A 13,589-nucleotide genomic window follows, 5' to 3' on the forward strand; every position below is an offset into this window, starting at 1 on the left:
AAGGGTATACGCTCGGCAGCGCCGCTTTGTTCGCGACCAGGCTAAGTCTGTTTGATCTCCAGCTCGACCATCGGCTGCGTGTACTCCTCGCGCAGCATGCGGAAGACGGCGATGGCGACTGAGAAGATCACCGGTCCGGCGAACAGCCCAATGAAGCCGAAAGCCTGCAACCCGCCCATCAGGGCGAAGAAGACGACAAGGGTGTTCATCTCCGTGCGCCCGCTCAGCACCAGGGGGCGGACGATATTATCGGACATGCTGATGGCCAGCACGCCCCACAACAGCATGAACAAGGCCTTGCCCCAGGCTCCGTGGGCGAGCAGGATCAGTGCGGCGGGCCCCCACACGATGGCAGTGCCGGCCAGGGGCAGCAGTGAGCAAATGGCGGCTACTGAGCCCCACAGGAATGGCGCGTGCAATCCCGTAAACCAGAAAGCCAGGCCGGTGAGCACGCCCTGGGCCGCACCCACGGCGATGAACCCATATACGTTGGCCACAATCGCGTCCGAGATCGTCTGCAGCAATTCCCTGGTCCGCGATTCCGGCAAAGGCATCCAGCGCAGGATTCCTGCCCAGATGGCGTTGCCCTCCAGGAAGAGAAAGAACATGACGAACAGGCTCAGCACGAGGTCGCCCAGCGTGCTGGTGAGGTTCCCCAGCAGCGAGCCGCTCCACTGCAGCAGCGATGTGCTCAACGACTGCATGCGCTGCAAGACCAGCGCCTGGACGTTCGGCGCGGGCATGCCCGTCTGCGCCGCCACCCACTGCACCGGCGGATCCAGCAGATCGTTCAGATACTGGCCCCAGCCGCCCTTCTCCGCGCTCTGCTGCGCCAGTTGATTGTAGGTGGACGTCGCTTCATTGATGATGGTGACTGTCAGCATCGCCAGCGGCACCAGCACGGCCACAATCATCAGCAGCGTGGTGAGCAAAGCCGACAGCGCCGGCCGTTTCAATCGGGCAGAGAGCCCGTGGAACAGTGGCTGCGCCGCGATCGCCAGTACCAGGGCAAAGAAGATGGGATGCAGGAACGGCAACAGCAGCAGGTAGACCAGCGCCGCCATGGCGATGGCCAGCACGGACAGGGCAATCAGGGGGCGGCTCAGGCCTGCAGACTCAGTCATCTGCTTCAGGGTAGCTCAGTGACCGTCAAAACACGCGTTTCTTCGCCCTGGACCTCGATCCGGATCTCGATCCGCTCCGCCGGCAGCAGGGCAGGGAAGCGCTCCGCCCACTCCAGCAGCACGACCGCGGGGCGCTCGAAAATCTCCTCCAGGCCCAGTGTTTCCACCTCCGCCTGCGTGTCCAGGCGGTAAAGGTCGATGTGATACAGGTCGCCTTCGTCGCCATACTCGTGGATCAGCGGGAACGTCGGGCTGGAGACATCATCGGCCCTGGCCGAGCCCAATCCTTCAGCAATACCCTTCGCCAGCGTCGTCTTGCCCGCCCCCAGATTGCCGATCAGCAGCACGATGCACGGCCTGGCCCAGGCCGCTGCCAGCACGCGGCCGAGCTCGATGGTTTCGTCCTCGTTCGTTGTGGTGTAGCGCGTGCTTATCATGCCTGTGTTTCGCGAATGGCGGCCGGCAGGTAGCGGATCAGGTCAGTGGCCGTCAGTGATTGCTCAGTCAATTCGGCCGCACCCAGTTCCCCGGCGCGTCCGTGCAGCCACACCGCCGCCAGGACGGCCTGTTCACGCCGATCGGGCCATTGCGCCATCAGCCCCGCGATCATGCCTGTCAGGATATCCCCGCTGCCGCCCGTCGCCATGGCGGGGGTGCCGCTGGGATTGAGGAACGCGCGGCCATCCGGAAAGGCCGTGACCGTGCGCTGGCCCTTCAGCACCAGCACCACATTGCGCTCCATGGCGAACTTGCGCGCGACACCCACCCGATCGGCCTGGATGTCCGTCGTCTTGCAGCCTGCCAGGCGCGACATTTCGCCCGGATGCGGCGTCAGCACGCGCCACGGTCCCGGCCCATGAAACGCGGTGCCCGCCAGGGCATTCAATCCATCGGCGTCGATCACCAGCGGCAGCGCCGACTGCGCAAACAGCCGCTGCGCGACCCCCGCCAGATCCGGTTCCACACCCAGGCCCGGCCCAATCGCCAGAACGTCCTTGCCGCCCGGATCCTGTGCGATCGACTGCGTCATCAGCTCCGGAGCCAGCGCCGTCACCGTCCGCCGTTCTTCTTCCGAGGTGGCCACCGTCACCAGCCCCGCGCCAATCTTCAGCGCCGCCAGTCCGGACATCGCCGCCGCCCCGCCCTTGCCCGGAGCGCCGCCAATCACCAGCACATGCCCGAAATCGCCCTTATGCGATCCTGGGGGCCGCGGTTCGAAGAGCCGGCGAAACAAGCGAGGCTCCACGAGATTCAGCCAGTACTCCGGGCTCTTATCCATCAGCGATGCCGGAGTGCCGATCTGCACCACATGCAGCCTGCCCACACGGTCGCAGGTCGGCGGGATCACCTGCTCCACCTTCGGCGCCGTAAACGTCACCGTATCCGCGGCCCGAACCGACTCGCCACCGTCAAACAAGCCCGACGGCACGTCGACGCTCACCACCGCGGCGCCCGGGAAGCCGCCGTTGATCTCGCGAATCCAATCCAGGGCGGGCGGCCTTGCCGGACCTTCCAGGCCCGTGCCCAGCAGCGCATCGATCACCAGCGTGGCGGCCCGCATCCGCGGCTCCAGCGTGCGCGTCACGCGCGTGCCCGTCACCTGCAGCATCTTCCAGTTGGTGGCCGTGTCGTCTTTGAACTCCGTAGGCGGATAGGCCAGCACCACGTCCAGTGAGCGTGGTTTGAAGCGGATGTTCAGCTGCCGCGCAATCACCAGGCCGTCGCCGCCGTTATTGCCCTTGCCGCAGATCACCACAATGCGATGCTGGTCCAAAGGCCCGTAGTGCCGCTCCAGGAACTCCACAAAACGGCAGCCCGCGTTTTCCATCAGCACGAGGCCGGGCACACCCGCCTCCATCGTGAGATGGTCGATTGCCCGCATCTGTCCGCCGGTCAGAACCTTCATGTTGTCACCAGTCTTAAGAGACCGCCCCGGTCACCCGGCTCTCCAGCCGCCGCAGCGGCTCCGACTCGCCCATCACAATCAGGTAGTCCTGCACCTGGATCACCGCATCAGCGGGGGGATTGAACACCATCTTACCGTCAGCGCGGCGGATTGCCAGCACGATCACCTTCAGCTCGCTGCGGATGCGCAGGTCGGCCAGCGATTTGCCCACCAGGTCGCTGCCCGCGCCCACTTCCAACTGCTCAATGCCAACGTCGAGACCGATGTTGGTGGTGGCGAAATCCAGAAACTGGCGGACATGCGGCTTCAGCAGCGACTGCGCCAGCCTGGTGCCGGTCATGACATACGGCGCGAACACGGCATCCGCGCCCACCTGCCGCATCTTCCTCTCCGCTTCTTCTTCCGCCGCCCGGGCCGCCACCCGGATCTTCGGATTCAGTGTCTTGGCCGAAATGACGGCGAACAGGTTGTCGGCGTCCGTAGCCAGGGCGGCGATCAGGCCGCGGGCGTGCGTCACCCGGACTTCATACAGCGTCTCGTCGCGCGTGGAGTCACCCAGGCAGGCCAGGTAGCCCGCGCGCATCGCCCAGTCCACACGGTCTTCCCGGCGATCGATGATGACGAGCGGTACGCCGGCCTGCCGCAATTCCGCCGCCGAACCCCGGCCCACGCGGCCAAAGCCGCAGATGATGTAGTGATTCTCCAGCTTGTCGATCATCTTCTTCGCTCGCCTCTTCACCAACAGGTTGCCGAACTGCAGTTCGATGATGGTCTGCGTCATCACGCCCAGCGCCAGCAGCAGCATGCTCACGCTCAACAGCATGTAGAACGTATTGAAGACCCGCGCCGCCTGGCTCAACGGCCGGATCTCGCCATAGCCCACCGTCGTCATGGTCATCACCGCCATGTAGATGGCGTCCAGCACCGGATAATGCGCGACAAAGATGTACCCGAGTGTGCCGACGGTGACGGTGCCGGCAATCGCTGCGGCGACAAACGAAATGCGGCGGAACTGCGGGGTCACTCCCTCAGACCTTTCTCGCCAGCAACAGCGTCATATCGTCCTGCAATTCCGAGGAGGCGGTCCACTTCGTGACTTCTTCCACAATCTTCGCCGCGATCTCGGCTCCGTCCTTATCGGCGTGCGCCAGCAGCAGGGCAATCAGGCGGTCTTCGCCGAACATCTCGCCATAGGCGTTCTCCGGCTCGGTGATGCCGTCCGTGTAGCAGGCCAGCAGATCGCCCGGCTCCAGCCGGATACGGCTCTCACTATACTCCGCGAAGGGGAATGCGCCCACGACCAGGCCATTCGAATCCAGCAGCGTCGCCTTGCCGTTGCGGATCAGGATCGGCGACAGGTGGCCGCCGTTCGTGTAGCTCAACGTGCTGGCTACTTCGTCGTACACACTGAAGAAGAATGTGGCGTACTTCTCCGGGGCGGTCGACAGGTACAGGTGCTGGTTCAGGTTCGACACCAGTTGCGACGGCGACACGCGCGGCGCCGAATAGCCTTCACCCATCCCCACCGCCGCCGCCGTCGCCATCTCAGTGGAGTGGCGCAGCTCGCACCGCAGGGCCGATTGCAGCGTCGCCATCAGCAGCGCGGCCGAGATGCCCTTGCCGGCGACATCCCCGATCACCAGCGCCAGTTGGCTGTCGCTGATGGTCTGGTAGTCGAAATAGTCGCCCGACACCATCCGCGCGGCTGTGCAGAAGGAGGTCACCCGTAACGACCCCAGTCCGGACATCGGTTTCGGATGCAGTTGATCCTGCACCTCGCGCGCGATCTCCAGCTCGGCCTGCATCTTCTGCCGCTCTTTCTCCGATTGCAGCAGCCTCTCCAGATTCCCGGCCATGATGTTGAACGACGTCCCAAGCTCCGCCAACTGGTCGTTTCCATTCACCTGGATGCGGTGCGTCAGGTCGCCTTCGCGGATATGCACCGTCGCCTCGTACAGCTCATGCACTGCCAGCGTCATCGTGCGCGACAGCGACACGCCGATGTAGAACGAGATCACCTCCACCACCAGGAAGACAATGCCGCAGAAGGTGAAGAACACCAGCAGCGACGGTACGTCCGTCCCCGTATCGGCGCTGAACACGATCTTCATCGGACCGGAGATGCGCGTCACCACCCCCAGGAAATTCGTCCTGCTGACGCCCGGTTTCTCCCATACGGGCACGCCCAGCCGCACGCCCCACTTCAGGCGGAAGTCCAGGAAACTGGTCGCGCTCGGGACCCCGGTCGACGCTACAGCGGTCGCGTTGACGGCCTCCTCCGGCACCGCCGGATGCAGGCGGTAGTCCAACTCCCTCGCCTCTTCCGCGGTCAACCCGATCGGCGCCAGTTGAATGTCGCCCAGTTGCGGCACCAGCGACTGCAGAAACGTCCGCGTCACCGGCACCAGGATCACGACCTCAGTCTTCGGGCCGCCAGTATGCGCCCACAGGAAGAAGGTCTTATCCCGCACCACCAGTCCGGCTGACTCCGGATGCCCGGCCGGCGGCACCTCCAGCTTGGCGTCCTCCGGGTACCGCACTTCCTTCCCATCCTGGTCGTGCACCAGGATCTGCAGTCCCGGATACCGGTCGTGGAAGATGAAGCCGGAGCGCTTGACCGCCTCCGCCCTCGATTGGGCCGAGACTCTCGCCAACGACCCCGCCGTCTGCCGCAGCGAGTTCACGCGCCGGTCCATCTCCATGTTCAATAGATAGGCCGCAATCTGGCCGGAGATCATCCACGCACCCGTGATCGTCAGCACGGCCAGCAGCAGGATGGGCACCACCGCGATGAACAGGTAGGCGACAATCAGCCGGTTGCGCAGCCGCCAGATGGCGCGCCGCACCAGCCGCACGCCCACCCTCCAGATCGTGGCGAAACCGAAGAAGACCGTGACCAGCAACAACAAAAGGCCCGGCAGTGAATCGAGACCGCCCCGCCAATAGAGAATGGCGGAGAGTGCGAAAAAGACGGCAAAGAGCCTCTCGATCCAGCCAAGCGAACGGATGGAATGCAGCCAGCCTGTTAAGGCCATTCGGGTATCAGGTTACTAGATTTCCAGCCTGCGGTCTTTATGTTATGCAACGCGGCCCGTGTTCCCCTCAAATGCGCGACTTGGCGATATCCGGCATCTCGTCCACCGCCCGCACCTGGTGCGGCTGCAGATAGTTCCGCGTCAGGAAGTCTTTCAGGTGGTCCAACGCCGTGTGCGGATCGTCTACGAAGTCCATCAACTTGATGTCCTCCTTCGAGATCACACCATACTTGGCCAGCGCCTCGAAGTTGATCACCTCGTTCCAGAAATCGCTGCCGTACAACATGATCATGATCTTCTTCTCGAGCTTCTGCGTCTGCACCAGCGTCAGAATTTCGCTCAGCTCGTCCAAGGTGCCGAAGCCGCCCGGAAACACCACCAGCGCCTTGGCCAGGTAGGCGAACCAGAACTTGCGCATGAAGAAGTAGTTGAACTGGAAGTTCAGCTCCGGCGACAGATAAGGATTCGGGTACTGCTCGTGCGGCAGCGCGATATTCAAGCCAATCGACTTACCCCCGGCATCCCGAGCGCCCCGGTTCGCTGCTTCCATGATGCCCGGACCCCCGCCCGTGCACACCACAAAGCGCCGCGTCGGCGGCTGCAGCGCGTCCGACCATTGCGTGATCAGCCGCGCAAACTCCCGCGCGCCGCTGTAGTACTTCGCCAGGGGACCCTCTTCCTGGATCCGGGCCGACCCGAAGAACACCACAGTGTCCCGGATTTTCTCTTGGCTGAAGCGGTCGAGCGGCTCCAGATACTCCGACAGGATTCGTATGGAACGCCCGTTCCAGCTATCCAGGAATGCCTCGTTCTTGTAGGCGAACGGAGCCCGGTTTTGATGTGCGCTTTTCTTCATTCCGACTTTCCGGTCAGCGTGGATTCCAGTTCCTTGACGCGTTTCTCCAATTGTCTCACCGTCTTCAGAAGCTCAGGCAGCTTCGGATAGGCCGTGATCGCCCGCCGCCAGTCGCCCGCATCGAATGCCGGCGATCCCGACACAATACTGCCCGCCGCCACATCGTGTCCAATGCCGCTCTGCGCGTACACTATGGCGTTGTCGTGAATCGTCAGGTGGCCCGAAATGCCCACCTGCCCGGCCAGCAGGACATTCTTCTTGAGGATGGTCGACCCGGCCAGCCCCGTCTGCGAGCAGATGATATTGTCCTCACCCACTTCACAGGCGTGGCCGATCTGCACCAGGGAGTCGATCTTCGCCCCGCGCCGCACCCGCGTCTCGCCCACCGTTGCGCGGTCCACCGACGTCAGCGTCTGGATCTCGACATCGTCCTCAATCACCACCGGGCCCGACTGCACGATCTTGAAATGCGACCCGTCCTTGCGCTTCGCAAACCCAAATCCGTCGCCGCCGATGATCACGCCGTTCTGCAGAATGACACGATGGCCAATCCGGCAGTGCTCCCGCACCACGCAGTGCGCATGGCCCAGGAAGTCATCGCCGATCTCCGCGCCTTCATAGATGACCACCAGCGGATGGATCACCGCGTTGCGCCCGATCTTTACATGCTCGCCGATCACGGCTCCAGCCCCGATCGAGGCGTTCTCCCCGATCGTCGCCGTCGGGGCGATCACCGCCGCCGGATGGATGCCCGCCGCCGGCTTGGGCGGCTGATAGAACAACGCCAGGGCTCGCGCGAAGTCCAGATATGGGTTCTCGCTCACCACCACGGGGATGGGCAGCTCCGGAACCGAGGCGGCCGCAATGATCGCCGCGGCCTGCGTATTCTTCACCTTGTGCGCGTACTTCGGATTCGCCAGAAACGTGATCTGGGACGCGGATGCATACTCCATACCGGCTACGCCGCTGATCTCCACGCCGCCGTCTCCACGCAGGTCGCAGCCTAACTGTTCCGCCAGTTCCTGTAACTTCATTCAGCCTCAGGGTAGCGCAACGGGCAGCGTGCCAGCGTTGCAGGATGCGCTACGATTCGAATGTTGGCAGTTGAAATAACTTTATATCAAAAAGTACTTTACACTATGGCGAACAGCGGGCATACTGGTCCCATCATGTTCAAACGCCTCGCCGCCATCGGCTTCATCTTCGTCTGCACTTCCATCGCCTGGGCCATCCTGGCCGCCACCATTTACAGCCGTAGCAGCGCCTCCGGCTCCAGCCTGCGGGGACGAGTCGAATCCGTCTGGGGCTCGGAACTCACGCAGCAGCCGCCTGTCGCCGCGGTCGATTCCCTCAACGCCACCGGCGGCGTCGAGACCCACGTGCTGCCCATCATGCGCAGTGACCTGCGCGTGAAGCTGGCCCTCCAGCCCCGCCAGAAGGGTCTCCTCTGGTTCAGTACCTACGCCGTCAACTTCGAGGGCGTCTATACGTTGACCAATGACACCGGGCGCGCCGTCCAGGTCCGCCTCACCTTCCCCCTGCCCGCCAAACAGGCGGTCTACGACGGACTCACCATCCTGCGCGATGGCCAGGCGTTATCCACCGAGAACCGCGACGGAGCGCTCTTCACCCATCTCAACCTCGACCTCGGCGAGTCGCTCAACCTTCATGTCGCCTACCGCTCCCAGGGCCTCGATCGGTGGCAGTATCGCTTCGGCGAGGCCGCCGGCCAGATTCGAAATTTCCAATGCAAGGTGGTCACCGATTTCCGCGACATCGACTTCCCCGACAACACCCTCGCGCCCACCGCCAAACGCGATGCCCCGGCCGGGTGGGACCTCCAGTGGACTTACTCCAGCCTCGTCTCCGGAGTCCCCATCGCCGTCACCATGCCCGTCAAGGCCCAGCCCGGGCCCCTGGCCGGCGAGATCAGCACCTTCGTCCCGGTCTCGCTCTTCTTTTTCTTCTTTCTCATGCTGGTCATCACAACAATGAAGCGCATCGACCTGCACCCCATGAACTACTTCTTCCTGGCCTGCGCCTTCTTCGCCTTCCACCTGCTGCTGGCCTATCTGGTCGATCACATCTCCATCCACGCCGCCTTCTTCATCAGTTCCGCCGTTTCCGTCCTGCTGGTCGTCAGCTACCTGCGCATCGTGGTCGGCCTGCGCTTCGCACTGGTCGAAGCCGGGCTCGCACAATTCGCCTATCTGGTGCTGTTCTCTTACGCTTTCTTCTTCCCCGGCTACACCGGCCTCGCCATCACCATCGGTTCCATCTGCACCCTCTTCGCGGTCATGCAATGGACCGGCCGCGTCAGATGGTCGGAACGCTTTTCTCCGGCCGCCATCCAGCCCGCCGCATAGTAGTACCGTAGAGAAGTCATGCCTCGCCGCCGTGCTTTCCTTGCATTCCTTGGTTCCTTCGGTGCCGGATTGCAGGCCTTTCCCGTGGAAGAGGCGCCCGATTTCCGCGGCACCACTATCAAGGGGCAGAAATTCTCCAAAGCCTCGCTCAAAGGCACTCCCGTTCTCATCCAGTTCTGGGCTACCTGGTGCGGAGTCTGCCGCCGCGATCAGCCGGCTGTCGATGCCCTCGTCGAAGAGTATGGAGACCGCCTGACCGTCCTTGCCGTCAGCGTCAACGAATCGGAACGCATCGTCCGCAAATATCTGGCGAATTCGCCGCGCAAAGGCCAGATCGTGCTGAGCGAGACAACCAACCTGCCGGCTATCTTTGGGGCCCGGGCATTTCCGCACTATGTCCTGCTGGATGCCGCATCCCGCTTGAAAGCAGACGTGGAAGGCGGCATCGGCGACGCTGGTCTGCATCAACTGCTCAAACGCGTGAATCTGTGAGCAGGTGTCCAGCACGGTAAACTGGTATTTGGTACTCAGACGGAACAGTTCGTGGTTCGCAGCCCTAGCTGTGTCTGCAGCCGTGCTGCGGGCGCAAAGCACGCCGCCCAGGCCCGCCACTGAGCTGCAGCGGGCCGCCGACGAATTCAAAGTCCTCTCGCGCGAGCTCGGCTTCCGCGAGGACAGTCCCAAGAAGGCATCCAACAGCGGAGCCAGCCGTCCACAATTTCACGGGCGCCTTTCAGAGAACTTCCGTAACGACGTCCTGGATGCCGTCCCGCACGAGATCGCCCAGCGCGGTGGCGACAAGAACCTGCTGCGCCGCAACCAGTGGGGCTTCAACGTCAGCGGACCCGTCATCATCCCCAGGCTCTATAACGGCGGCCGCAAGACCTTCTTCTCCCTCAGCTACGAGGGCGTCCGGGAACGCATCGGCCGCAGCTCCCTCCGCACCGTCCCCATCGCCACTGAACGCGAAGGCGACTACAGCCAGGTGGTCGATAGCGCCGGCGAACCCCAGGAGATCTACGACCCCTCCACCACGCGCCTGAATCCCGCCTATAACCCTTCGCTGGAGATCTCGCGCGACAACCTGCAGTACATCAAGGATCCTTACCCCAACAACCGCATCCCGGTCGACCGCCAGGATCCCATCGCCCGCAAGATCCTTGCCTTCTACCCCCAGCCCAACTCCGACGCCGGTCCCTTCTTCCGCAATAACTACTTCGCCGTCGCGCCCGAGACCAACAAGGCCAGCGGCATGATCGCCAAAGTCGATCACTCATTCCTCGAAAAGCACCGCCTCGCCGTCAGCTACGCCTTCACCAACGGCTTCGCCGGCAGCGCCACCTTCATTCCGAATGCAGCCGACTCCGCCGCGCCCGACCGCAACTATGTCAACCGACGCGGCTCCCTCGAATACGTCTACACCGCCTCGCCCCAGAGTGTGAATACGCTCACCTTCGAGGCCCACAGCGACGTCAACGAGAACGTCAGCGACAGCGGCGACTGGCCCGCCCAACTCGGTCTCACCGGCGTGCCCGGCCAGGCCTTCCCGCGCATCGAACTCGGCAGCTACCTCGCCATGGGCCGCAACAGCCCCCAGGCACGCAACGCCCGCAGCACCTTCGTCCTCACCGACGCCCACTCACTCCGCGTCGGCAAGCACAATGTGCGCATGGTGGGCCAGTTCGTGCGCTACCACGTGAATACCTTCAATCCCGGCCTGCCGTCCGGCGCCTACTACTTCACCTCCGCCCTCACCAGCCTGCCCGGCATCGTCAATACCGGCCAGAATTTCGCCAGCTTCCTGCTGGGCGGCGTCGACACCTCGGACTACAGCGACGTGCCCACGCCCTCTTACTTCCGCAACTGGACCATGGTCACCGCCGTACAGGACACCTGGGAATACCGCCAGGGACTCACCTTCAGCTTCGGCCTGAACATCCTCACCTCCGCCCCGCGCACCGAACGCTACAATCGCCAGTCCACGGTCGACCTCTCCGTCCTCAATCCCTCCAACGGCCGCCTCGGCGCGCTGGTCTTCGCCGGAAAAGGCGGCTACGGCTCTGCTTTCCAGCCCATCGCCGTGAAACCCCAGCCGAACCTCTCACTGGCCTGGAACCCGCGCGGCAATCGCAAGGCCGTGCTCCGGCTCTCCTATGCGATGAGCTATCAGGCCTATCCCATCTACAACGGCCAATGGGGCACCCGCGGCTTCACCGGCCATCCCAACTACTACTCCGCCAACTCGCAGCTGGTGCCGGCCTTCACGCTCCGCCAGGGCGTGCCGCCTACGCCGAAGCCCATCCCCGACCTCACCCCCACCGCCGCCGACGACACCAACGCCACCATCCTCGAGACCGAAGGCCACCTGCCTCGCTACCAGTCGGTCGGCGCCAGCTATGAGCGGGAACTCACCGGCGGCTTCGTCCTCACCGGCTCCCTCGGCGTCTCCTGGGGCCGCGATCTCTTCGTCGGCAACTACGCTGTCAATCCCGATGCCCTGCGGCCCGAGACGATGTCCTATCGCGACAAGTTGAACGACCAGGCCTTCAACCGCTCGCTGCGGCCTTACCCGCAGTTCATCGCTACCGACGTCTTCAGCCAGTGGCCCGATGGCCGCTACCGTCGCGAAGCCGCCTCCGCCCGCGTCGAAAAGCGCACCGCCCAGGGGCTCTCGCTCACCGGCACTTACGAGTATTCGCGCCAGTACGACGACTACTCCGGCCCCTACGGCAAACAGGACTTCTTCAACCGCCACAACGAATGGGGCCTCACCGCCGGCAACAACCCGCAGCGCCTCTCGCTCACTTACATGTACGAGCTGCCCATCGGCACCAGCAAACCCTATCTCGTCTTCCCGGACTGGCGCCGCTACCTCACCGACGGCTGGTCCATCAGCGGCATCTCTTCCGTCTCCAGCGGCGACCCGCTCTCCCTTCGCGCCCAGTTCAACAACACCGGCGGCGTCCTCCAGACCGTACGCGTCAACGTCGTGCCCGGCGTCAATCCGCTGCCCGAAAACCAGGGCCCCGACCTGTGGTTCAACCCCGCCGCCTTCAGCCATCCCGACGATTTCGAAATGGGCAGCGGACCCCGCACCCATCCCACCCTGCGCAACCCCATGACGCAGAACCACGACCTCTCCGTCAGCAAGCGCTTCGCCATCGACCAGGAGCGCAGCATGGAGTTCACCGCCTCCGGCTTCAATTTCATCAACAACGCCAACTGGAACCTGCCCGACACCGTCATCGGCACCGAAAGCTCGCCCAACGTGAACGCCGGCAAGATCATCGGCTCGCGCGGCGGACGTGTCGTCCAGCTAGGCTTGAGGTTTAGCTTCTGAGCCTCAGGACTGGATTCAGAGAATGACGCGCCGGCTATGTATCCCCGTCTTGGCCGCGGCCGCGGCGGCACAGCTCTTCGGCAGTAATGCCGCCGCGCCCGCCGTCCACGTGCGCCGTGTCACCGCCTGGAGCTCCACGCCCGAGCTGAAGGATCTCAAGGCCCGGGCCGAGGGCAAGGATGCCCGCATTCTTCGCATCAAGGGGCCTGACGACGGCCTCATCCTGCTCATCGTCCTCGACGTCACCGGCGACCTCACCCTGGTCGATGCCGCCCGCGCCGCTATGGCTACCGAAATTGAGAAGCTGCCCCCCAACATCTGGCTGGGCGTACTTCGCTCCCAGGATGGCCTGCGCGTCGTCACCGATCCCACGGCCGATCGCCCCTCCGTCACCGCCACCATTCAGCAATCGCCCGTCTCCGGACGCGCCGGCCTGCTGGAAACCATCGAACCAGCAGAGCGCCTGGCCACCAGCCTGCTGCGCAAAACGCCCGTCCGCACCGCCATCCTCTACATCACCGACTCGAACATCTACAACTACCGCGAAGACTATACGAACCCGGTCATCAATATGAGCGACTCGCGCGACCTCAGCCGCCGCTTCCCTGAAGCGCTCATCCGCGAAAAGACCGCGAAACTCAGTGCCACGCTCGCCGAGGCCGATGCGCCCGTGTTCGTCACTCACCTCGCCTTTCTGCGCGATCGCCTCAACGACGCCTATCAGACCGGGCTTCAACAAATGGCCGAAGCCACCGGAGGCCAGGCCATGTTCTGCCGCACCCAAACCGATATCGCCATCACCATCACCCAGGCGTTTGAGAAGATCCGCTCCATGTGGGCCTTCGACGTCGAAATCCCGCAAGGCACGCCCAGGAACTTCACCATGCATCTATCCGCTGAAGGCGCTGACCTGCAATACCGGACGCGCTTCTCCATGCGGGCCGGCGGAAAGGAGTAAGATC

The 13,589-nt window shown here is 63.7% G+C and carries 11 protein-coding genes; 4 read left to right on the forward strand and 7 right to left on the reverse strand.

Annotated features, from left to right (window positions below; translation table 11 throughout):
- Positions 1 to 41: 41 nt before the first annotated feature.
- From ACR9Y2_RS14495 to lpxD, 7 genes are all read right to left on the reverse strand, one after another.
- Positions 42 to 1,124: an AI-2E family transporter gene (locus tag ACR9Y2_RS14495; RefSeq protein ID WP_435042074.1), complete on the reverse strand. Its 1,083-nt coding sequence runs from the start codon at positions 1,122 to 1,124 to the stop codon at positions 42 to 44.
- A gap of 5 nt (positions 1,125 to 1,129) precedes the next feature.
- Positions 1,130 to 1,561, reverse strand: coding sequence for a tRNA (adenosine(37)-N6)-threonylcarbamoyltransferase complex ATPase subunit type 1 TsaE (tsaE, locus tag ACR9Y2_RS14500; RefSeq protein ID WP_435042076.1), 432 nt, complete (start codon positions 1,559 to 1,561; stop codon positions 1,130 to 1,132).
- Positions 1,558 to 3,030 carry an NAD(P)H-hydrate dehydratase gene (locus ACR9Y2_RS14505; protein ID WP_435042077.1) on the reverse strand — a complete coding sequence of 491 codons (1,473 nt, stop codon included), beginning with the start codon at positions 3,028 to 3,030 and terminating at the stop codon, positions 1,558 to 1,560. Before ACR9Y2_RS14505 ends, tsaE begins: the two co-directional genes overlap by 4 nt.
- Before the next feature lie 13 nt (positions 3,031 to 3,043).
- Positions 3,044 to 4,054 carry a potassium channel family protein gene (locus tag ACR9Y2_RS14510; protein ID WP_435042078.1) on the reverse strand — a complete coding sequence of 337 codons (1,011 nt, stop codon included), beginning with the start codon at positions 4,052 to 4,054 and terminating at the stop codon, positions 3,044 to 3,046.
- Positions 4,055 to 4,058: 4 nt separating this feature from the next.
- The gene (locus ACR9Y2_RS14515) at positions 4,059 to 6,065 is read right to left on the reverse strand and encodes a PP2C family protein-serine/threonine phosphatase (RefSeq protein WP_435042079.1); all 2,007 of its coding nucleotides are present in this window, start codon (positions 6,063 to 6,065) and stop codon (positions 4,059 to 4,061) included.
- A 67-nt stretch (positions 6,066 to 6,132) separates the two neighbouring features.
- Complete coding sequence (locus ACR9Y2_RS14520) at positions 6,133 to 6,921, reverse strand: TIGR00730 family Rossman fold protein (RefSeq protein WP_435042080.1); 789 nt, start codon at positions 6,919 to 6,921, stop codon at positions 6,133 to 6,135.
- A complete protein-coding gene (gene lpxD, locus ACR9Y2_RS14525; RefSeq protein ID WP_435042081.1) occupies positions 6,918 to 7,955 on the reverse strand; it encodes a UDP-3-O-(3-hydroxymyristoyl)glucosamine N-acyltransferase in 1,038 nt (345 codons plus the stop codon). The genes ACR9Y2_RS14520 and lpxD overlap by 4 nt, the downstream gene beginning before the upstream one ends.
- A 135-nt stretch (positions 7,956 to 8,090) precedes the next feature.
- Between lpxD and ACR9Y2_RS14530 the strand changes: the two genes are divergently transcribed.
- From ACR9Y2_RS14530 to ACR9Y2_RS14545, 4 genes are all read left to right on the forward strand, one after another.
- A complete protein-coding gene (locus tag ACR9Y2_RS14530) occupies positions 8,091 to 9,287 on the forward strand; it encodes an inner membrane CreD family protein (protein ID WP_435042082.1) in 1,197 nt (398 codons plus the stop codon).
- Positions 9,288 to 9,305: 18 nt separating this feature from the next.
- Positions 9,306 to 9,779: a TlpA family protein disulfide reductase gene (locus tag ACR9Y2_RS14535; protein ID WP_435042083.1), complete on the forward strand. Its 474-nt coding sequence runs from the start codon at positions 9,306 to 9,308 to the stop codon at positions 9,777 to 9,779.
- Positions 9,780 to 9,849: 70 nt separating this feature from the next.
- Complete coding sequence (locus ACR9Y2_RS14540; RefSeq protein WP_435042084.1) at positions 9,850 to 12,627, forward strand: hypothetical protein; 2,778 nt, start codon at positions 9,850 to 9,852, stop codon at positions 12,625 to 12,627.
- A gap of 22 nt (positions 12,628 to 12,649) precedes the next feature.
- Positions 12,650 to 13,585 (forward strand): hypothetical protein, encoded by a 936-nt coding sequence (locus ACR9Y2_RS14545; RefSeq protein WP_435042085.1) that lies wholly within the window; start codon positions 12,650 to 12,652, stop codon positions 13,583 to 13,585.
- The last annotated feature ends 4 nt before the right edge of the window (positions 13,586 to 13,589 follow it).

The organism is Paludibaculum fermentans (assembly GCF_051172195.1).
GTDB classification, from domain to species: domain Bacteria; phylum Acidobacteriota; class Terriglobia; order Bryobacterales; family Bryobacteraceae; genus Paludibaculum; species Paludibaculum fermentans_A.

Bases quoted from the DNA above. Each gene is read 5' to 3' on its own strand.
- ACR9Y2_RS14495 (WP_435042074.1), bottom strand. From the start codon at position 1,124: ATGACTGAGTCTGCAGGCCTGAGCCGCCCCCTGATTGCCCTGTCCGTG.
- tsaE (WP_435042076.1), bottom strand. From the start codon at position 1,561: ATGATAAGCACGCGCTACACCACAACGAACGAGGACGAAACCATCGAG.
- ACR9Y2_RS14505 (WP_435042077.1), bottom strand. From the start codon at position 3,030: ATGAAGGTTCTGACCGGCGGACAGATGCGGGCAATCGACCATCTCACG.
- ACR9Y2_RS14515 (WP_435042079.1), bottom strand. From the start codon at position 6,065: ATGGCCTTAACAGGCTGGCTGCATTCCATCCGTTCGCTTGGCTGGATC.
- ACR9Y2_RS14520 (WP_435042080.1), bottom strand. From the start codon at position 6,921: ATGAAGAAAAGCGCACATCAAAACCGGGCTCCGTTCGCCTACAAGAAC.
- lpxD (WP_435042081.1), bottom strand. From the start codon at position 7,955: ATGAAGTTACAGGAACTGGCGGAACAGTTAGGCTGCGACCTGCGTGGA.
- ACR9Y2_RS14530 (WP_435042082.1), top strand. From the start codon at position 8,091: ATGTTCAAACGCCTCGCCGCCATCGGCTTCATCTTCGTCTGCACTTCC.
- ACR9Y2_RS14535 (WP_435042083.1), top strand. From the start codon at position 9,306: ATGCCTCGCCGCCGTGCTTTCCTTGCATTCCTTGGTTCCTTCGGTGCC.
- ACR9Y2_RS14545 (WP_435042085.1), top strand. From the start codon at position 12,650: ATGACGCGCCGGCTATGTATCCCCGTCTTGGCCGCGGCCGCGGCGGCA.